The 15,141-nt window shown below is 70.8% G+C and carries 15 protein-coding genes; 4 read left to right on the top strand and 11 right to left on the bottom strand.

The genetic code is table 11. The features are described 5' to 3' along the window. Nucleotides 1–21 precede the first annotated feature (21 nt). The 3 genes from ABZ810_RS14800 to ABZ810_RS14790 form a co-directional block, all read right to left on the bottom strand. Entirely contained in the window at nt 22–645 is a 624-nt protein-coding gene (locus ABZ810_RS14800) for a TetR/AcrR family transcriptional regulator (RefSeq protein ID WP_358403209.1), read from the bottom strand. Between the two features lie 93 nt (nt 646–738). Continuing rightward, the gene (locus ABZ810_RS14795; RefSeq protein ID WP_358403207.1) at nt 739–1,479 is read right to left on the bottom strand and encodes a trypsin-like serine protease; all 741 of its coding nucleotides are present in this window, start codon (nt 1,477–1,479) and stop codon (nt 739–741) included. A gap of 269 nt (nt 1,480–1,748) precedes the next feature. Continuing rightward, nucleotides 1,749–2,387 (bottom strand): TetR/AcrR family transcriptional regulator, encoded by a 639-nt coding sequence (locus ABZ810_RS14790; RefSeq protein ID WP_358403206.1) that lies wholly within the window; start codon nt 2,385–2,387, stop codon nt 1,749–1,751. A gap of 428 nt (nt 2,388–2,815) precedes the next feature. Between ABZ810_RS14790 and ABZ810_RS14785 the strand changes: the two genes are divergently transcribed. Further along, the gene (locus ABZ810_RS14785; RefSeq protein ID WP_358403204.1) at nt 2,816–3,532 is read left to right on the top strand and encodes a sulfotransferase; all 717 of its coding nucleotides are present in this window, start codon (nt 2,816–2,818) and stop codon (nt 3,530–3,532) included. Nucleotides 3,533–3,561: 29 nt separating this feature from the next. Here the strand turns inward: ABZ810_RS14785 and ABZ810_RS14780 are convergent, their stop codons facing one another. From ABZ810_RS14780 to ABZ810_RS14765, 4 genes are all read right to left on the bottom strand, one after another. Beyond that, complete coding sequence (locus ABZ810_RS14780; RefSeq protein ID WP_358403202.1) at nt 3,562–4,722, bottom strand: hypothetical protein; 1,161 nt, start codon at nt 4,720–4,722, stop codon at nt 3,562–3,564. A gap of 26 nt (nt 4,723–4,748) precedes the next feature. Next, nucleotides 4,749–6,680, bottom strand: a complete 1,932-nt coding sequence (locus ABZ810_RS14775) for a hypothetical protein (RefSeq protein ID WP_358403200.1) — start codon at nt 6,678–6,680, stop codon at nt 4,749–4,751. Next, nucleotides 6,677–7,369 (bottom strand): toll/interleukin-1 receptor domain-containing protein, encoded by a 693-nt coding sequence (locus ABZ810_RS14770; protein WP_358403199.1) that lies wholly within the window; start codon nt 7,367–7,369, stop codon nt 6,677–6,679. The genes ABZ810_RS14775 and ABZ810_RS14770 overlap by 4 nt, the downstream gene beginning before the upstream one ends. A gap of 131 nt (nt 7,370–7,500) precedes the next feature. Next, entirely contained in the window at nt 7,501–7,821 is a 321-nt protein-coding gene (locus tag ABZ810_RS14765; RefSeq protein ID WP_358403198.1) for a hypothetical protein, read from the bottom strand. A gap of 392 nt (nt 7,822–8,213) precedes the next feature. Here ABZ810_RS14765 and ABZ810_RS14760 point away from each other — a divergent pair, with 392 nt between their 5' ends. Next, on the top strand, nt 8,214–8,639 hold the full coding sequence (locus tag ABZ810_RS14760) for a hypothetical protein (RefSeq protein ID WP_358403196.1): 426 nt from the start codon (nt 8,214–8,216) through the stop codon (nt 8,637–8,639). On the opposite strand, the gene ABZ810_RS14755 is transcribed toward ABZ810_RS14760, so the two are convergent. The 3 genes from ABZ810_RS14755 to ABZ810_RS14745 form a co-directional block, all read right to left on the bottom strand. Next, the gene (locus ABZ810_RS14755; protein WP_358403195.1) at nt 8,632–9,057 is read right to left on the bottom strand and encodes an HIT family protein; all 426 of its coding nucleotides are present in this window, start codon (nt 9,055–9,057) and stop codon (nt 8,632–8,634) included. The two genes, ABZ810_RS14760 and ABZ810_RS14755, sit on opposite strands and share 8 nt — an antisense overlap. Before the next feature lie 60 nt (nt 9,058–9,117). Continuing rightward, nucleotides 9,118–9,717: a dihydrofolate reductase family protein gene (locus tag ABZ810_RS14750; protein WP_358403194.1), complete on the bottom strand. Its 600-nt coding sequence runs from the start codon at nt 9,715–9,717 to the stop codon at nt 9,118–9,120. Nucleotides 9,718–9,783: 66 nt separating this feature from the next. Continuing rightward, complete coding sequence (locus tag ABZ810_RS14745; protein ID WP_358403193.1) at nt 9,784–10,629, bottom strand: helix-turn-helix domain-containing protein; 846 nt, start codon at nt 10,627–10,629, stop codon at nt 9,784–9,786. A 50-nt stretch (nt 10,630–10,679) separates the two neighbouring features. On the opposite strand from ABZ810_RS14745, the gene ABZ810_RS14740 reads away from it, so the two are divergent. Continuing rightward, nucleotides 10,680–11,843 (top strand): hypothetical protein, encoded by a 1,164-nt coding sequence (locus ABZ810_RS14740; protein WP_358403191.1) that lies wholly within the window; start codon nt 10,680–10,682, stop codon nt 11,841–11,843. Nucleotides 11,844–11,938: 95 nt separating this feature from the next. Here ABZ810_RS14740 and ABZ810_RS14735 read toward each other — a convergent pair whose 3' ends face one another. Further along, nucleotides 11,939–13,063, bottom strand: a complete 1,125-nt coding sequence (locus ABZ810_RS14735; protein WP_358403190.1) for a hypothetical protein — start codon at nt 13,061–13,063, stop codon at nt 11,939–11,941. 463 nt (nt 13,064–13,526) lie between these two features. Between ABZ810_RS14735 and ABZ810_RS14730 the strand changes: the two genes are divergently transcribed. Next, on the top strand, nt 13,527–15,122 hold the full coding sequence (locus ABZ810_RS14730; protein ID WP_358403189.1) for a sulfatase: 1,596 nt from the start codon (nt 13,527–13,529) through the stop codon (nt 15,120–15,122). The last annotated feature ends 19 nt before the right edge of the window (nt 15,123–15,141 follow it).

Genomic DNA, 15,141 nt, shown 5'->3' with positions numbered 1-15,141 from the left:
TGGCAGCCCCGGTAGCTCCCATTAGCGGAGGTGGCGGAGGGCGAGCTCGGAGCCGACGGTGGTCGCGTGGTCGATGATGCGCTCGGCGTCCACCGGGATGGTGCCGGCCAGCCAGGCGGTCATCAGCTCGACGAAGCCGCCGATGCCCATCAGGACGCTCATCCGCAGCGCGTCCTCGTCGACGTCGGCGCGGAAGTGGGGCCGCCCGGCCTCGACCATCAGATCGGTGAAGACCCGCAGGGTGTCGTGGCGGCGCTGCTCGAGGACGGGGCTGCCGGCGTGCTCGCCGAAGCCGACGCGGGCCCGGCGCGGGTCGGCCTCGACCGAGCGCACGAACGCGGTGATCGCGGCCCGGAGCCGGTCGAGCGGGCCGCCGCCGGAGTCCTTGATGGCCGCGAAGATCAGCGTGACGGTCTCGTCCCTGACCTGGTCCCAGACCGCGGTGAGCAGCGCGTCGCGGTCGGCGAAGCTCTCGTAGAAGTAGCGGTCGATGAGGCCTGCGCGGGCGCAGACGCCACGCATGGTGACCGCCGCCCAGCCCTGGTCGCCCCAGATGGCCAGGGCCGCGTCGATCAGGCGTCCGCGGCGGTCCGCGCGCCGTTCCTCGGTGCTGCGGCCGCCGTAGGTCCGGGGTCGGGATCTCACCGTCCCATCTTGGCGGGCCGGGATCGCCGGACCTAATCGAGGGGCGGTACGGCGGCCGGGGAAGGGGGAGTGCCCGGCCGCCGCGCTCGGGATCTACCGCCCGCCGCCGATGATGCGGAGGATGGTGGACCGGTAGTAGGTGACGTCACCGTAGATCGCGGGGGAGACCGCGCAGGTGCTCGCCGTGCCGCGGCTGGTGGCGCCGACGAGCTGCCAGCGGCCCGCCGCGCCGATCACGGCGGGGCCGCCTGAGTCGCCGTAGCAGGCGCCGCGCCCGCCGCCGCCGTTGATGCACAGCTCGCTGGCCGCGGTGATGCCGCTGCACCGGGAGTCGGCGAGGACGCTGGTGTCGAGCTGGCGCAGGCCGATGGGCGCGGAGCCGCAGCCGCGGACCGAGCAGGTCTGGCCCCACCCGATGATGCGGGTGGCGGAGCCGACCGGGGCGCTGGTGGCGATGGTCGCCGGGGTCTGGGTGGACGCGGTCGACAGGGTCAGCAGCGCGACGTCCCCGCCGAGGGCCTGGCGGGAGGCCACCCGGCGGACCTCGCCGCCGGACGTGCGGTTGGTGGTGCCGATCCGTACCTGGTACGGCGTGCCGCAGTGGCCGGCCGTCACGACGTGACGCGGCCCGACCAGGGTGCCGCCGCAGCTGTGGCTGCCGCTGGAGCTCTGGAGGGAGGCCATCCAGCTGTAGGTCTCGGTCGCGGGCACCCCCCCGACGATCATCGGGGTGGGTGGCGGGGTGGGGTCGTCCTGGGCGAAGGACGTGCCGGCGAACGCCAGAACCGCGAACGGGGCCGCGAGCCCGCCTGCCAGTAGTGTCCTGATCCGCATGGGGAGCTCCTCGCATTTCTGACGCCTGCGCGTCGCCATTCGGGGGGACCCGAAGGCTAGATGCGGGTGCGAAGCTCGTAAATATGCGTTCGGCGAACGAATCGGCGTTCACCGACGTAGCCGGGTGTTTCCATTTTTTTCGATTAAATTAACCGCCTCTTCTGAACGTGGTCGAACATCGCCGGCCGGTACTTCCACTCAATGTCGAAATGAAAGGCGCGGTTGAATTCACTTCGCCCAGAAGGAGTTGAACGGGCCGCCCGCCGGGCCTACTGTGCCGCGTCCGGCGACGCCGGGGCGTCGGGGAGGGCGAGCAGCCGGTGCGCGAGGGTGTGCAGGTACGCGCGGAACGCCTCGAGCTCGCGGTCGGTGACGGACTGGTCGGCCCGGCGCCCGTTCTGCCCGTCGGAGTGGATCATGCCGTGCCCGAGGAAGCCGGAGACGACCCAGGGGAAGGTCCACAACGCGAAGTCCAGCTGGCCGGGATCGGGGACGTGCTCCCTGACGGCGGTGGCGATCCAGCCGAGCCGGGGCCGCGTGTGGCTCTCGTCCAGGTCGCCCGTGTCCGCCGCGTCGCCGGTGCGGCGGTGCAGCCACAGTCCGAGCATGTCCGGCCGGGACGCGTAGAAGTCCAGGTAGTCGTCCAGGAGCCGGTTCATCGCCTGCCGGGTGGGCGTGAACGCCAGGACCGCCTCGATCAGGGCGTCCTGCTCGGCCTGCGCCGCCTGCCGCATGACCTCCCGGTAGAGCTCGGTGTTGCCCGGGAAGTGCCGGCGCAGGGTGGCGCCGTCGACGCCCGCGGACTCGGCGACCAGTTCCCTGGTCGTGGCGTCGAACCCGAGGGCCGAGAAGAGCTGGGTCGCGGCACGGACGATCCGGTCCCGCTCCCCGGATGAATCGGTCTCCATCTGGTCACCCTACGTGACCGTGCTGGCCCGGGCATGCTGCGACCCGCACGGCCGGGAGAAAGCGCGAATGGCCATGGGGGATATCTCCAGGTTCCTTTGAGGAAGCCTTGAGGTTTCACCTCTAACGTTGCGGACTCCTTGGTCCTGATGGGTCTCCTTGGAAGCCTGAGAATCGTATGAGAAGTCAATGAAAGTGTCCGTGATGCGCTCATTGACTGGTACGTTTGCGCAGGTCGTTCCAGGTTTCCCCAGAAAATGATTGACACCGTGCCATGTCCTTGAATCCGAGTAGCAAACACAAAGTCAAGAGGGGAATCCGGCGCCGGGGAGAACTCCTCGCCGCCGCCCTCCGGCCGCCGAGGCGCCCGGCGTCGGAGGACGTTTCCGCCGACGTCGACGAGCCCTCTCCGTCGCCCATTCCGCGATTGGTGGAGTCGCCCGTCTTCCTGCTCTGTTCCATGCGGTCGGGCTCCACGCTGCTCCGCGTCCTGCTCGACAGCCACCCCCGGATCCGCGCCCCGCACGAACTGCACCTGCGCACCCTGCGGGTCAGGCCCAGCCAGGACTTCGCCACCGACGTCCTCGGCGAGATCGGCCTCGACGCCGCCGAGCTGGAGTACATGCTCTGGGACCGGGTGCTCCACTACGAACTCGAACGCAGCGGCAAGGAGCAGGTGGTCGAGAAGACCCCGTCCAACACCCTCGCCTGGCCCCGCCTGGCGGCCGCGTGGCCGCGGGCCCGCTACCTCTTCCTGCTGCGGCACCCGGCCGCGGTCGTCGAGTCGATCATGATGCGCCGGGCGGGCGCCGTCCTGGACGAGGTCGTCCAGGAGGTGCTCCGCTACGCCGAGCGCCTGGACGCCGCCCGCCAGCGGCTGCCAGGGCTGACCGTTCGCTACGAGGACCTGACGGAGGAGCCCGGCCGGGTGACCCGGGAGATCTGCTCGTACCTCGAGGTGGACTGGGAGCCGTCGATGCTCGACTACGGCAGGCTCGACCACGGCCCGTACCGTCCGGTCTTCGGCGACTGGAGCGACAACCTGCGTTCCGGCGAGGTGCAGGCGGCCCGGCCGCTACCGCGAGGCTCCGACGTCCCCGGAGAACTCCGCGCCGTCGCCGCGCGCTGGGGATACCCGATCGCCTGAAGGCCCCCGAGGTCGCCGCGATCCCGCGTTCAGCCCGGCCGTGACCCCGGCTCCTCTCCACCGTCCTCCGGCTCGGGTCGCGGCTCCTCCTCCGCTTCGGATCCCATCCCGGAGTCCGCCTCGGCCTCCTGCTCCGCTTCGGGCGCGGGCGTCTCCTGCGCGGACCGCTCCTCCGCCTCCATCCCGTACCGTTCCGCCAGTTCGTCCGCCACGTCCCGCTGCCCGTGCAGGGAGGCGAGCCGGATCATCCGGCTGATGAACAGGTCACGGCTGTCGCCGTCCCCGCCGAAGTCCATCGACCCCAGGAACGTGTCGAACCGGTCCGCCGCCGAATCGAAGTCGGAGGGATCAGGCCGCTGCCCGTTGGACATCGGCGTCGACACGTGCTGCTGGAAGGCCTCGGGGATTTCGGCGTTGTTCGCGGCGGAGGAGAGCTGCGCGAGTAGCCCGATGTCGCGCACCGCCTTGTCGACCTGGTCGTCGTTCTTGGACAGCCACCAGACCACTGCACTGCCCGGATTCTTGAGAACGTCCTTTTCGAGGTATCCGCGCCTGCTCTGCTCGTACTTGCGCTCGTGCTCCCAGACGGCCTCGTCCTTGCGTACGGTGGCGAGCTTGTCCAGCCGTTCCTGGTCGTGCTCGGGGAGGGTGAGCCGGACGGAGGTGGCCATCACCTTCAACCGGCCGGCCTCGTCCTCCTGCGTCTCCGCGAGCAACCCGGCCAGCTCGTGCCCGACGAGCGAGGCCTGCCGCGGATCGCGCCGCGCCGTGACGGCACAGGCGCGCCGAAGAATGGCGCCGGTGGCCAGTGCCCGCATGTCGACCGGGGAACCTCCGGCGGCCTTCTGCGTCTCCGACCAGACCAGCGTCGCCGAGAACAGGAAGTAGTAGTCCTCATGGCTGCTCGGCAGCAGCACGTCGCTCACGTGCACCCGATCGTCGTCCAGCGGAACGGGTGAATGCTGGAACGTCCCCTCGAAGCCATCGAACCCGTCGGAAGGCTCGAACCCGCCGAACCCGGCCGGCCGCCGATGCGAACCCTCCACCAGAAGGGCCGCGACCGTGACGAACACCTGCGCGAGCACGAGCGCGCCGGACGCCGGCCACGGGACCAGCCACAGCAGGACGACCGCGATCAGACCGTCGATCGCCAGGGCGACGTGCTTCACCTTGTACCGGCCCCAAACCATGGCGCGGCCCCTTCCCCTCGTGAGTACTAGCCGCACGGGATCCCCTGGGCGGCGTCGATCTTCCGCCGTACCAGGTCGCCCAGTGACGGCGGCAGGTCCGGCCCCCGCGACATCGCGTACAGTCGCGCCAGCACCGCCGTCCGCCGCTCGCCCCCCGCGATGATCACGTCGAGCAGCCCGTCGCGGTCGCCGCTGGTGGCCGCCGTTGTCAGCCACCGTCCGGCCCGCGGTCCCCAGGACTCCTCCGACCGGACGGTGAACGCGAACGACCAGCCCTTCCGGAGCTCGTCGCGAACGGACGCCTGCGCGAGGAGCGGCCGGCCGACCCGCCCGGGGTCGATCAGCAGGTCCGGCTCGGTCAGCGCCAGGAACAGGTCGGCGTCCACTTCCCGCAGCCTCCTGCCCTCGCTGGTGTCCGTGAGCCGCTGGATCATGTGGCGAAGGAACCGGCGGTCCTCACGGACGAGTTCGGACAGCGCCTGACGGGCGGCGCGGCGTTCCCCCTCGCGGCGGGCCAGGTGATGCAGACGGACCACCGCCTGGTCGGGATGACTGACCGCCATCTCGTGCCGGCACACCGCGACGATCAGCTCACGGAGCGGCCTGGACAGGGACGCCCGCGACCACTCGTAGATCTGCGAGCGAAAGTACCGGCCGTGCTCGTGGTCGCGGAGTCCCTGGAGCAACACCAGCGCCGCCGCCCTGAGCCGCCGTGCGCTCGCGGGCGCCGCCGTCCACTGGTTCACGAGCCACACGAGCGAGGAACGGTGCCGCTCGTTCAGGCACTGCCGGGAGAACCGCTCGACGACGGCGTTCCGCTCGTTGTCGTCGAGGACGGACGAGGTGACGATTTCCTTGACCCACTCCGTGATCGGCGTGCGCAGCTCGGGCAGGTGCGTCCAGCAGTACGCGCGGACGGCCGAGTCGTAGTCCAGCTTCCGGAACCGGACCCGGCCCGCCGCGTCCAGTTCGGCGTCGATCTCGTCGAGCCGCACGTCGAGCGGTGCGCGCGCCAGCATCGGCTCCTCGTCCGGAGGATGTGCCGCGGACTCCAGCAGGGAGGCGCTCGCCTCGTGGACGGCGTCCGCGTGCGCGCCGTGAAGCATCGCCGTGGCCAGCAGGAGCGCACGCTGCGTGCCCCGCCGCTGCTCCTGGCCCTGCTCCAGGTTTCGGAACAGCGTGGCGACGGTCGCCGCCTGCCCGGACAACGCTTGGAGGGCCTGGTCGACCCAGTGGGAGAAATCGTGCCTGGGCGCCGCGGCGCGCGCGTCCACGACGAGCCGGACGAATCTCGGGATCCGGTCCAGCGGCCGCTCGCCACCGGGAAACCCGGCGGCCAGTTTCGAGACGTCCTCGGCGAACCCCTGACGGCGCAGATGACGCTGAAGGATGTCCTTCAGCGGCGGCCGGGCGATGATCACCCGGTACTGGTCGAGCTCCGGCCTGAGGTCCGCGGGACGATCCGGGAGCACGACCACCAGACGGGCCGACCGTTCATGGACGGTCTCGCGGAGCCCCGACAGCTCGGAGTGGACCCCGGCCCAGGAGGCCTCCTCGACGTCCGAAAGGTCGAGCCACAGCCGGTCGCCGTCCCCGACGTGGGCCAGGTCGATCCACCGGCGCTGGTCCTTGTCCTGGAGAAGAAGCTCGTGGAATCCCTGGGTGTCGGTGCGGAACTCCCACAACAACATCCGCGCCGCAGTGGTCCGCCCGCTGCCCGGCGGCGCGTCCAGGAAGACGGTGCGGTGCGCCTCCAGCAACCGGCGCGCATCGCCGAACCCTGGCGGAGCGATGAAGTGCTGATGCAGCCACCGCAGTTCGTCAGCCGCCTGCCTCCGCGGATCGCGCCCCTGCTCGTCGGAGACGAGTGACGTGAGGTTGTAGATGTACTGATGTCCCTCACCGGCATGCACATTGCCGTGCGTCTCGGTGACCTCGGAGTGCAGCGTGTCACTCAACGTTCGTCCTCACGCGAGGACCCGGCGCCCTGGACGTAGGTGGTCCCGTCACCCGAGAAGTGCTGCGATCCCTGGTAGATCGAGCCCTTCCCGGTGTGCACCGGACCGTGGTTGCCATTGATGACGGTGCCGCCGACATCGCCGGTGAAGTCACGTCCCTGCACGACGGTCCCGTGGACGTTCTCCGCCGAGTTCCGCGTCTGCCCGTCGTCTCCGGGCGCGGGCGCCCCGACCTCCGACAGGGACGGCACGAGGTCCATGAGCTCGTCGCCGATGCGCCTGAGGTGAGAGCCGTTGTCCCGGGTGTCCAGCCGCAGCGACTGAACGTCCGCCAGCCACGCCAGCTCGTCCGGCAGGTCCTCCGCCCGCAGCCGCTCCGACGTCCGCCCCTTCAGGACCGGGATGACGGGAATCCCGCAGTCCCGCGCCTCGATGATCTCGCGCCGGACCCAGTCGTTCACGTCGTGCAGCCTGCGGTCGCCCGACCAGCCCGCGCCGATGACGGCCAGCAGAACCGAGCAGCGGCGCACCCCGGTGAGAAGCGCCTGCTGGAAGCTCGTCCCCGGCGGGATGGACTTGGCGGCCCGGAAGACGGCGTCCGTTCCGAAACGTGCGCTCAAGGCGTTCTCGAGAAGCGCGGCCGCCTCGTCCCCGTCGCCGGTGCGGTAGTTGACGAACACCTCGTTCACGCCTCTGCTCCCCTCTGCGAAACGTCACCGTCTGTAAGACTGCGTCAGCACGGATAGGGAGACAAGACGCATTCGCACGTTTCCCGTTTCCTCTTGACCGCGTGCTTTCCCGTACGTGCCGGCGGGCTTGACTAGAGCCAGCCCTCATCCCGGGGGCGCATCAGGGCCTTGGTCCTGTTCTCCGCGCCGAGACGGCCGTAAAGCTCCGCCAGCAAGCGGAACATCATGCGTTCCGAATAGCCGCCCCATTCGGCGAGCCGGCCGACCGTAACGCCATCGGCGAGCTGCCTCAGCCATCCGATCTCGTCGTCCGACAAGGGCCGCGCCGTTCCCTCGTGAACCGCCCCCGCCGCCAGCGACCGGAGCACCTCGACGGGCACCAGGCCGTATCCGCCCACGATCGCGCGCATGGCATCACAAAGGGCGGTGAACGACACATCCCTGGGCAGCACCCCCCACCGCTCCAGCGGCGACCGCCCGCGTTCTCATCCGGATTGAGGCGCGCCAGATCGTGCAGGAACGTGGCGGTGTGGAGGCGGCGGTAAGCACCGGCATGCCCGATTCGGTTCCGGGGATTGCGCACGGTGCCGAAACGCGGGAGGGCTTTGAGGCGCTTATGGAGGAAGCTGACGATGTCTCCGCCGTCTTTCCTCGCGTAGGAGAGGAACACGAAGGGCTGGTCGAGTCGCTCGCCGTCAGGCATCGTGCCCCAGTGGCCGAAGCTGCCTGCAGTGTCATGACGGGTGCGTGACAGGGGCAAGACATGGCGGGGCGCCGGTACCGGCCGTTGGGGGTGTTTGGGGTCTTACTGGTCGGGACGGAGGGAAATCGATAACATCGTCGCGTGACCGACGCCGGGGGTTCGCCGTTCTCGGCGGAGCAGATCAAGCATCTCGAGTTCATCCAGGCGGTCATCACGCGGCTGGGGAACGGATCGTTTCTGATCAAAGGGTGGGCGCTGACGCTTCTGGCGGCTTTCCTCGGCTTTTCCCTGCGGGACCTTGACTGGAAGTTGTCCGCGGTCGCGCTGGTGCCGCTGGTCGGGTTCTGGCTTCTGGACAGTTACTTCCTTCGCCAGGAACGGCTGTTCAGGAAGTTGTACGACCAGGCGCGGCTGCCCGGCAAGGTCGAGGTCTTCTCGATGAACGTCGGGCCGTACGTGCGCGAGGTGAGCTGGTTCGCGGTGGTCCGGTCGTCCACGATGGCGGGGTTCTACGGGACGCTGACGGTGGTCACCCTGATCCTGGTCGTGGTCGCCCTGCTCAAGTGATCGATCGCAGGGCCGCGCGGACGCGTTCGGCGGCGTGGGCGATCGTTCCGGCCGGGTGATCCGGTGAGCGGGGCCAGATGTCGCCGAAGTCGTCGTCCTCCCAGCGGGGGACGAGATGGACGTGCAGGTGGAAGACGGTCTGCGAGGCCGCGCGGCCGGACGAGTTGATGACGTTCAGGCCGTCGGGGCGGAGGGCTCGGCGGACGGCGTGGGCGACGCGGAGCACCGAGTCCGTCAGGTGGTGTGACGTCTCCCCGTCCAGGTCCCAGAGGTCGGCGACGTGCGTCCGGGGGATGACCAGGAGGTGCCCGGGGGCGGCCGGCCGGAGCGGGACGAAGGAGACGGTGTGGTCGTCGGCGTACACCGGCTCCGTCTCTGACCTACCGGCTGCGATCAGGCAGAACGGGCATTCGTCCACTGATGTGTCACCCCCCGCGCGGCGTTCCTGGGTTCACACTACGCGGGGGATGATCAACGGTCAGGCGCGCCTCACCTCGTAGACGAGGTGGGTGACGCCGGTGCCCTCGACGACGCGCGGGTCCTCGAGCCAGACGGGGGTCCCGGCGAGCTTGTCGAGGTAGCGGACGCCGCTGCCGAGCAGGACGGGCGTCAGTTCGATGCTGAGCTCGTCGAGGAGCCCGGCGTTGAGGCACTGCTGGGTGACGTCGGCTCCGCTGACCGCTACGATCCGGTCGCCGGCGTGAGCCTTGGCCTGCGCGACGGCCGCCTCGACGCCGCCTTCGGTGACGAACGTGATGGGGGTGCCCGGGCGCGGCCAGCCCTCGGGGATCGAGTGGCTCACGACGAAGGTGTGCAGCCCCAGCGGCGGCTCGCCGTTCCAGCCGCCCGACAGGTCGAACGTGCGGCGGCCCGCGATGAGGGCCCCGCAGCCGGCCCACATCTCCGACAGGAAGTCGGAGCTGGCCTTGGACACCCGGCTGGGCGACTCGGAGCCGTCCGGCATCCGGATCGGCACGTCGCCCTGGGTGTGCCAGGTGAACACCTCGGTTACCCCGTCGGACGCGTCGGCGACGAAGCCGTCGAGCGAGACCGACATGTTCGCGATGACCTTGGCCATTTCGAGCCTCCCTGAGTGATCGGTCCACCACCCTAGGGACGCGGGGGCGGGGAGGCTTGTAAGAAATCACTCGGCCGGCAGCGGGCCGACGTCCAGGGCGTGACGCGGGTTCTCGGCGAGGAAACGGCGGCGCAGCCGCAGGTAGTCGCCGGGAGTGAGGCCGGTGAACTCCACGAAGTCCTTGGTGAAGTGGGACTGGTCGTAGTACCGCGCCTGATGGGCCAGGAACGACCAGTCGACCGGGCCCGCCGCGTCGAGGGAGCCGACCACGCGGGCGAAGCGGTAGATGCGCGCCAGCCTCTTGGGCGGGACGCCGACGAGCTGTTTGAACGTGGTGCCCAGGTGGTTGACGCTGACGCCCGCCTGCTCGCTGAGCTCCCGGATCGGGACGGTTCCGTGCTCCCTGGCGATCCGCCCGATGGTGTGCTGGACGATGCCGAGGCCGGGCGGCGGGTCGTCCATGAGGCGGGCGCGCAGGAGCCCTTCCAGGACGGCGAGGGCGGCGCGGGGAGTCGGGGCCGCGTGCAGCCGTTCGCGGAACTCGCCGGCGAAGCGGCCCCAGATCGTGTCCATCGAGATGATCTGGTCGTGCAGTTCGGACAGGGGAGTGCGCAGGAAGGGGTAGACCCCGCCGGGCTTGAAATGTACGCCCGCGAGCCGGAGGAACGGCGGCCACTCGACCACGTAGTGCCTGGTCCACAGGCCCATGGCCCAGCTCTCGCCGCACGCCGCCGACGGGACGCCGGGCAGGGCGTCGTGCATCTGGAACGGCTCGCCGAGGTTCACCATGAGGTTCGCCGACGGCATGGGCGGGACCTTCATGCGCCGGTACGGAGGGACGCCGGTGAGGACGTAGATGTCGTCGATGAAGGCGTCCAGTGGCGGGCGCGGGACCTGGCCGACGTAGTCCATAGGCTCAGCATTCTCTCCCCGGATGGGGTGTTCGCCGCTATTGTCGGCGCGTGCGCCGCCACCAGCCCGCGTCCGTCCTGATCGGCGTCGTGTGCTGCCTCGTGCTGGGCGGCTGCGGCGGCGGTGAGCCGCGGCGGGACGCGGGGACGCCCGCCCCGGCGACCTCCTCCGGCGGCGGGACGGCGGCGTCCGCCGGTGCCGCGCCCCTGAAGTCGGTCAAGGCGAGGCCGGAGCGCAAGCCGTTCGCCGCGGGCAACCCCAACGGGCGCGCCGCCGTGCCGCCCGAGGCGCGCGCCGTGGACACCTCGGACCCGGCGCACGTGATCGGCGACGGCACGCCGCGCGGATGCACCTCGGCCGCCGTCGTCGCGGCCGTCGCCAGGGGCGGCGTCATCACGTTCGACTGCGGGCCGGAGCCGATCACGATCACCATGACGGCCACGGCCCGGGTGGTGAACGCCCGGCCGCGCGTCGTCCTGGACGGCGGCGGCAAGGTCACGCTGAGCGGCGGCGGAAAGCGCCGCATCCTGTACATGAACACCTGCGACAAGGCGCTCGGCTGGACGACCTCGCACTGCAACGACCAGCCGACGCCGCGGCTCACCGTGCAGCACATCGCGTTCGCGAACGGGAACTCCACCGGCGAACGGGCCGAGGGCGGCGGCGGAGGGGCGATCTTCGTCCGGGGCGGGCGGTTCAACGTCGTGGGCGCACGATTCCAGGACAACCGGTGCGACGCGACGGGCCCCGACCTCGGCGGCGCCGCCGTCCGGGTCCTGGACCAGTCGCGCGGGCAGCCGGTGTACGTCGTCGGCAGCACGTTCCAGGGCGGCGTCTGCTCCAACGGCGGCGCGCTGAGCAGCATCGGCGTCTCCTGGGCCGTCCTCAACAGCGTGCTCATCGGCAACCGGGCGATCGGCCGCGGCGCCAATCCGGCGCGCGGCGGCACCCCCGGAGGCGGGAGCGGCGGCGCGCTGTACGCCGACGGCAACCGCTTCACGGTGCGGTTCGCGGGTTCGGTCGTCAGCGGCAACCGGGCCGCCGAGGGCGGCGGGGCGGTCTTCTTCGTCAGCAACGACCTCACCGGCACCCTGGCCATCGAGGGATCACGCCTGAGCCGCAACCCGAGTGCCGGCTTCGAGACGCCGGGTTTCCGGGGGATCTTCTACCGGGGCGCGGGCCCACCGAGAGTGTCGTCCTCGACGTTGCGCTGAAGCACCGCGCTGAACCCGGCGCCGCGACCCGCGACCCGCGACCCGCGAGCCCGCCGCCCCGTATCACCGGGGCGGCGGTCCGAATCGCGGTGCCGCTACTGCGGCAACGCTCCCTTGACCCAGATCGCGGAGTCGGAGCCGCCGCGGTCCACCGGGAAGACCTCACCGACAGCCCACAGGCTGCCGCTGCGCGGCACGGCGGCCACGTCGTTGACCCTCACGGCCTGCCCGCCGGGTCGTTGCGGCCTGACCTTGGTCCAGCGCCCGTTCGCATGGCGCAGGAGCGCGGGTGTCGTGTACGGCTCGTCCACCGACGGGACGAAGTACACGCCGCCCCGGCCGTCCGGCTCGACCCGGTGCAGGGAGTCGCTTCCGACGTCGGGCACCTGGAGGCGTTCCCACGTCGTCCCGTCGAAGTGCAGGGCCAGCGGGGTCTGCGAGTAGCCGCCCTCCTCCGAGTACGTGGACTCCGAGCCCGCGATCCACACGTCCTTCGACGACGCGGCGTGGACGTCGTGGAAGGCCACGAAGTGTTCGTCCCCCTGGGGGAGTCCCGGGATCTCGACCGCGGACCACGTCGTGCCGTCCCAGCGGGCGAGGAGGTCGTAGCCGGTCTGCCGGCCGCCCACCGCCCAGATGTCGTCGGCGGCCACGGCGCTGGCCCGGCCCAGCCCGCCGATCGGGGTGTCGACCGGGCTCCACGCCGTGCCGTCGTAGTGCCAGGTGCCGATGCCCGCGCCGATGCCGGACGACCCGAAGACCCACACGTCGCGCGGGCTCAGCACAGCGGCGTCGGACACGTACTTCCCGGAGGGCCAGCTGCGCGAGATGATCCATCTCTTGCCGTTCCAGCGGATCGCGTACGACCTGCCGGTCTGGTCGCCGCCGCTGAACGCCCAGACGTTGTTCGGGCCCGTCGCCTCCGCGGCGGTGAACGATCGCACCACCTTGGGCGGCAGCGCGGTGGGTTCCCAGGAGGTGCCGTTCCAGCGTTCCGCCGTCGGAACGAAACGGCCGGTGGCGGAGGCCTGGCCGAACGCCCACGCGTTCGCCGGTCCCGTCGTGACGATCTGGTCGATCGCGTCGTAGGCGTCCCAGTCGTGGACGTGGGCGATCTTCCATCGTCCCGTGTCGGCGGCCGTGGCCGCCGGCGCGAGGGTGAGGCCGGCCCCCACGGTCGACGCGGCGACCAGGGTCCGCAGGAGAGAAGCGCGAAGCATGTACCGTCCTTTCCTTGTACCCGACCGGTAATGCGCGGGGACAAGCGGTTGGCCGGGACGACAACCGCGCTCGATTCAGGGGACGTGCGTCCTTTCGCACCCGTTGACCGCATGACCCCTATGGGCCAGGCGGGCAACCTTCCGGACCCGCAAGACGCTCCGGCGCCGGACTGAACCCCCGGCAGGGGCGGCACGTACAAGAGGAAGTTGCCCACGCGCCTCGGTTGGACCGGCCGAGCCGGACATCACGGAGAACGCTCTGACCACCTCGCTCACGTCCACCTCACCCGAGCCCGCCAAGGCCGCCGGGGCCGGGGAGACCGCGGACAAGGCCACGGGGGCCGACGGCGCCGCGGCCGACGAGACCACGGCCGACGAGACCACGGCCGACGAGACCACGGCAGACGAGACCACGGCAGACGAGATCACGGCGGACGGCCGCGAGCCGGGAGGCCGGGGGCGCGTGCGCACCGCCCTGTCGTGGACGGTCACGACCCTGGCGGCCCTGCTCGTGCTGTTCGTCCTCCTGATGCCCGTCACGATCGCCCGCCTCACCCCGGGGTCGTTCGTGCGCATCCCGCTGGAGGCGATCGCCGGCGTCGGGCTGGTGCTCGTCCTGCGCGACCGGGCGCGCCGGCCGTGGGCGATCCTGGCCGGGGTGGGCCTCGGGCTGCTGTTCATCCTCAAGCTCCTGGACATGGGCTTCCGCGAGACCCTGGCCCGCCCGTTCAACCCGGTGCTCGACTGGACGTTCGTCGGCGCCGGCCTGGAATTCGCCAACAGCACGTTCGGGCGGGTGGGCTCGATCGGCGCGGTGGTCCTGACCGTGCTGCTGATCGTCGGCGTCCTGGCCCTCATGGTCCTTTCGGCGCGGCGGTTGTCCCGGGTGATCGTCGCGCACACCACCGTGTCGGCCACCGGAGTCGCGGTGGCCGGCACCGCCTGGTTCGTGTGCGCGGCGCTCGGCGCGCACCTCGTCCCCGGCACGACCGTCGCCACGATGGGGTCGAGCAAGCTCGCGCTCGGCCGTGTCTCCAAGGTGAGCGAGAGCCTCAAGGACGACCGGGCGTTCATCCGCGCCGTCGGCGTCGACGCCTTCCGCGACACCCCCGGCGACCAGCTCCTGGCGGGACTGCGCGGCAAGGACGTCGTGCTCACGTTCGTCGAGAGCTACGGGCGCACGGTGAGCGAGACGCCGGAGATCCGCTCCCTGACCGCGGACGGCACGCGGCGGCTCCGCGCGGCCGGGTTCGAGTCCCGGAGCGCCTTCCTCAAATCGCCCACGGCCGGCGGCGGAAGCTGGCTGGCGCACTCCACCCTGCTCTCCGGCCTCTGGGTCGACAACCAGAAGCGGTACGGCAAGCTGGTGTCCACGGACCGCCTGACCCTCAACCGCGCGTTCCAGCGCGCCGGATGGCGCAGCGTCGGCGTCATGCCGGGCGTGGTGCGGTCGTGGCCGGAAGGTGAGTTCTTCGGGTACGACAAGGTCTACACGGCCAAGGACCTGGGCTACCGCGGGCCGTACTTCGGCTGGTCGACCATGCCCGACCAGTACACGCTGGAGCAGTTCCAGCGCCTCGAACGCGGCAGGCCGGGACGCGGCCCGCTGATGGCCGAGATCCCGCTGCTCTCCAGCCACGCGCCCTGGGCGCCCATCCCGAAGAAGGTCGAGTGGAACCAGCTGGGGGACGGATCGCTGTTCAACGCCGTGCAGGCGGCGGCCCCCAAGCGGGAGGACGTGTGGACGTCCCCCGGCCGGATCCGCACCGAATACCGCCGTTCCGTCGAGTACTCCCTGGAGACGCTGATCTCCTACGTGGAGAAGTACGGCGACGACAAGCTGGTGCTGATCTTCCTCGGAGACCACCAGCCGATCCCCGTGGCGACGGGCAACGACCCCAGCCGCGACGTGCCGATCACCATCGTCTCCCGCGACACGAAGGTCCTCGACCGCGTCGCCTCCCTGAGCTGGCAGGAAGGCCTCCTCGCGAGCGACGGGGCGCCCGTCTGGCCCATGAACGCCTTCCGCGACCGTTTCCTCACCGCGTTCGCCCGCTGAACGGCGGCCCGGGCGGGCC

Source organism: Spirillospora sp. NPDC047279, from assembly GCF_040643285.1.
Classification (GTDB): domain Bacteria; phylum Actinomycetota; class Actinomycetes; order Streptosporangiales; family Streptosporangiaceae; genus Spirillospora.
The sequence above is the reverse complement of the archived record's forward strand: the minus strand, read 5'-3'. Positions and strand labels throughout refer to the sequence as shown.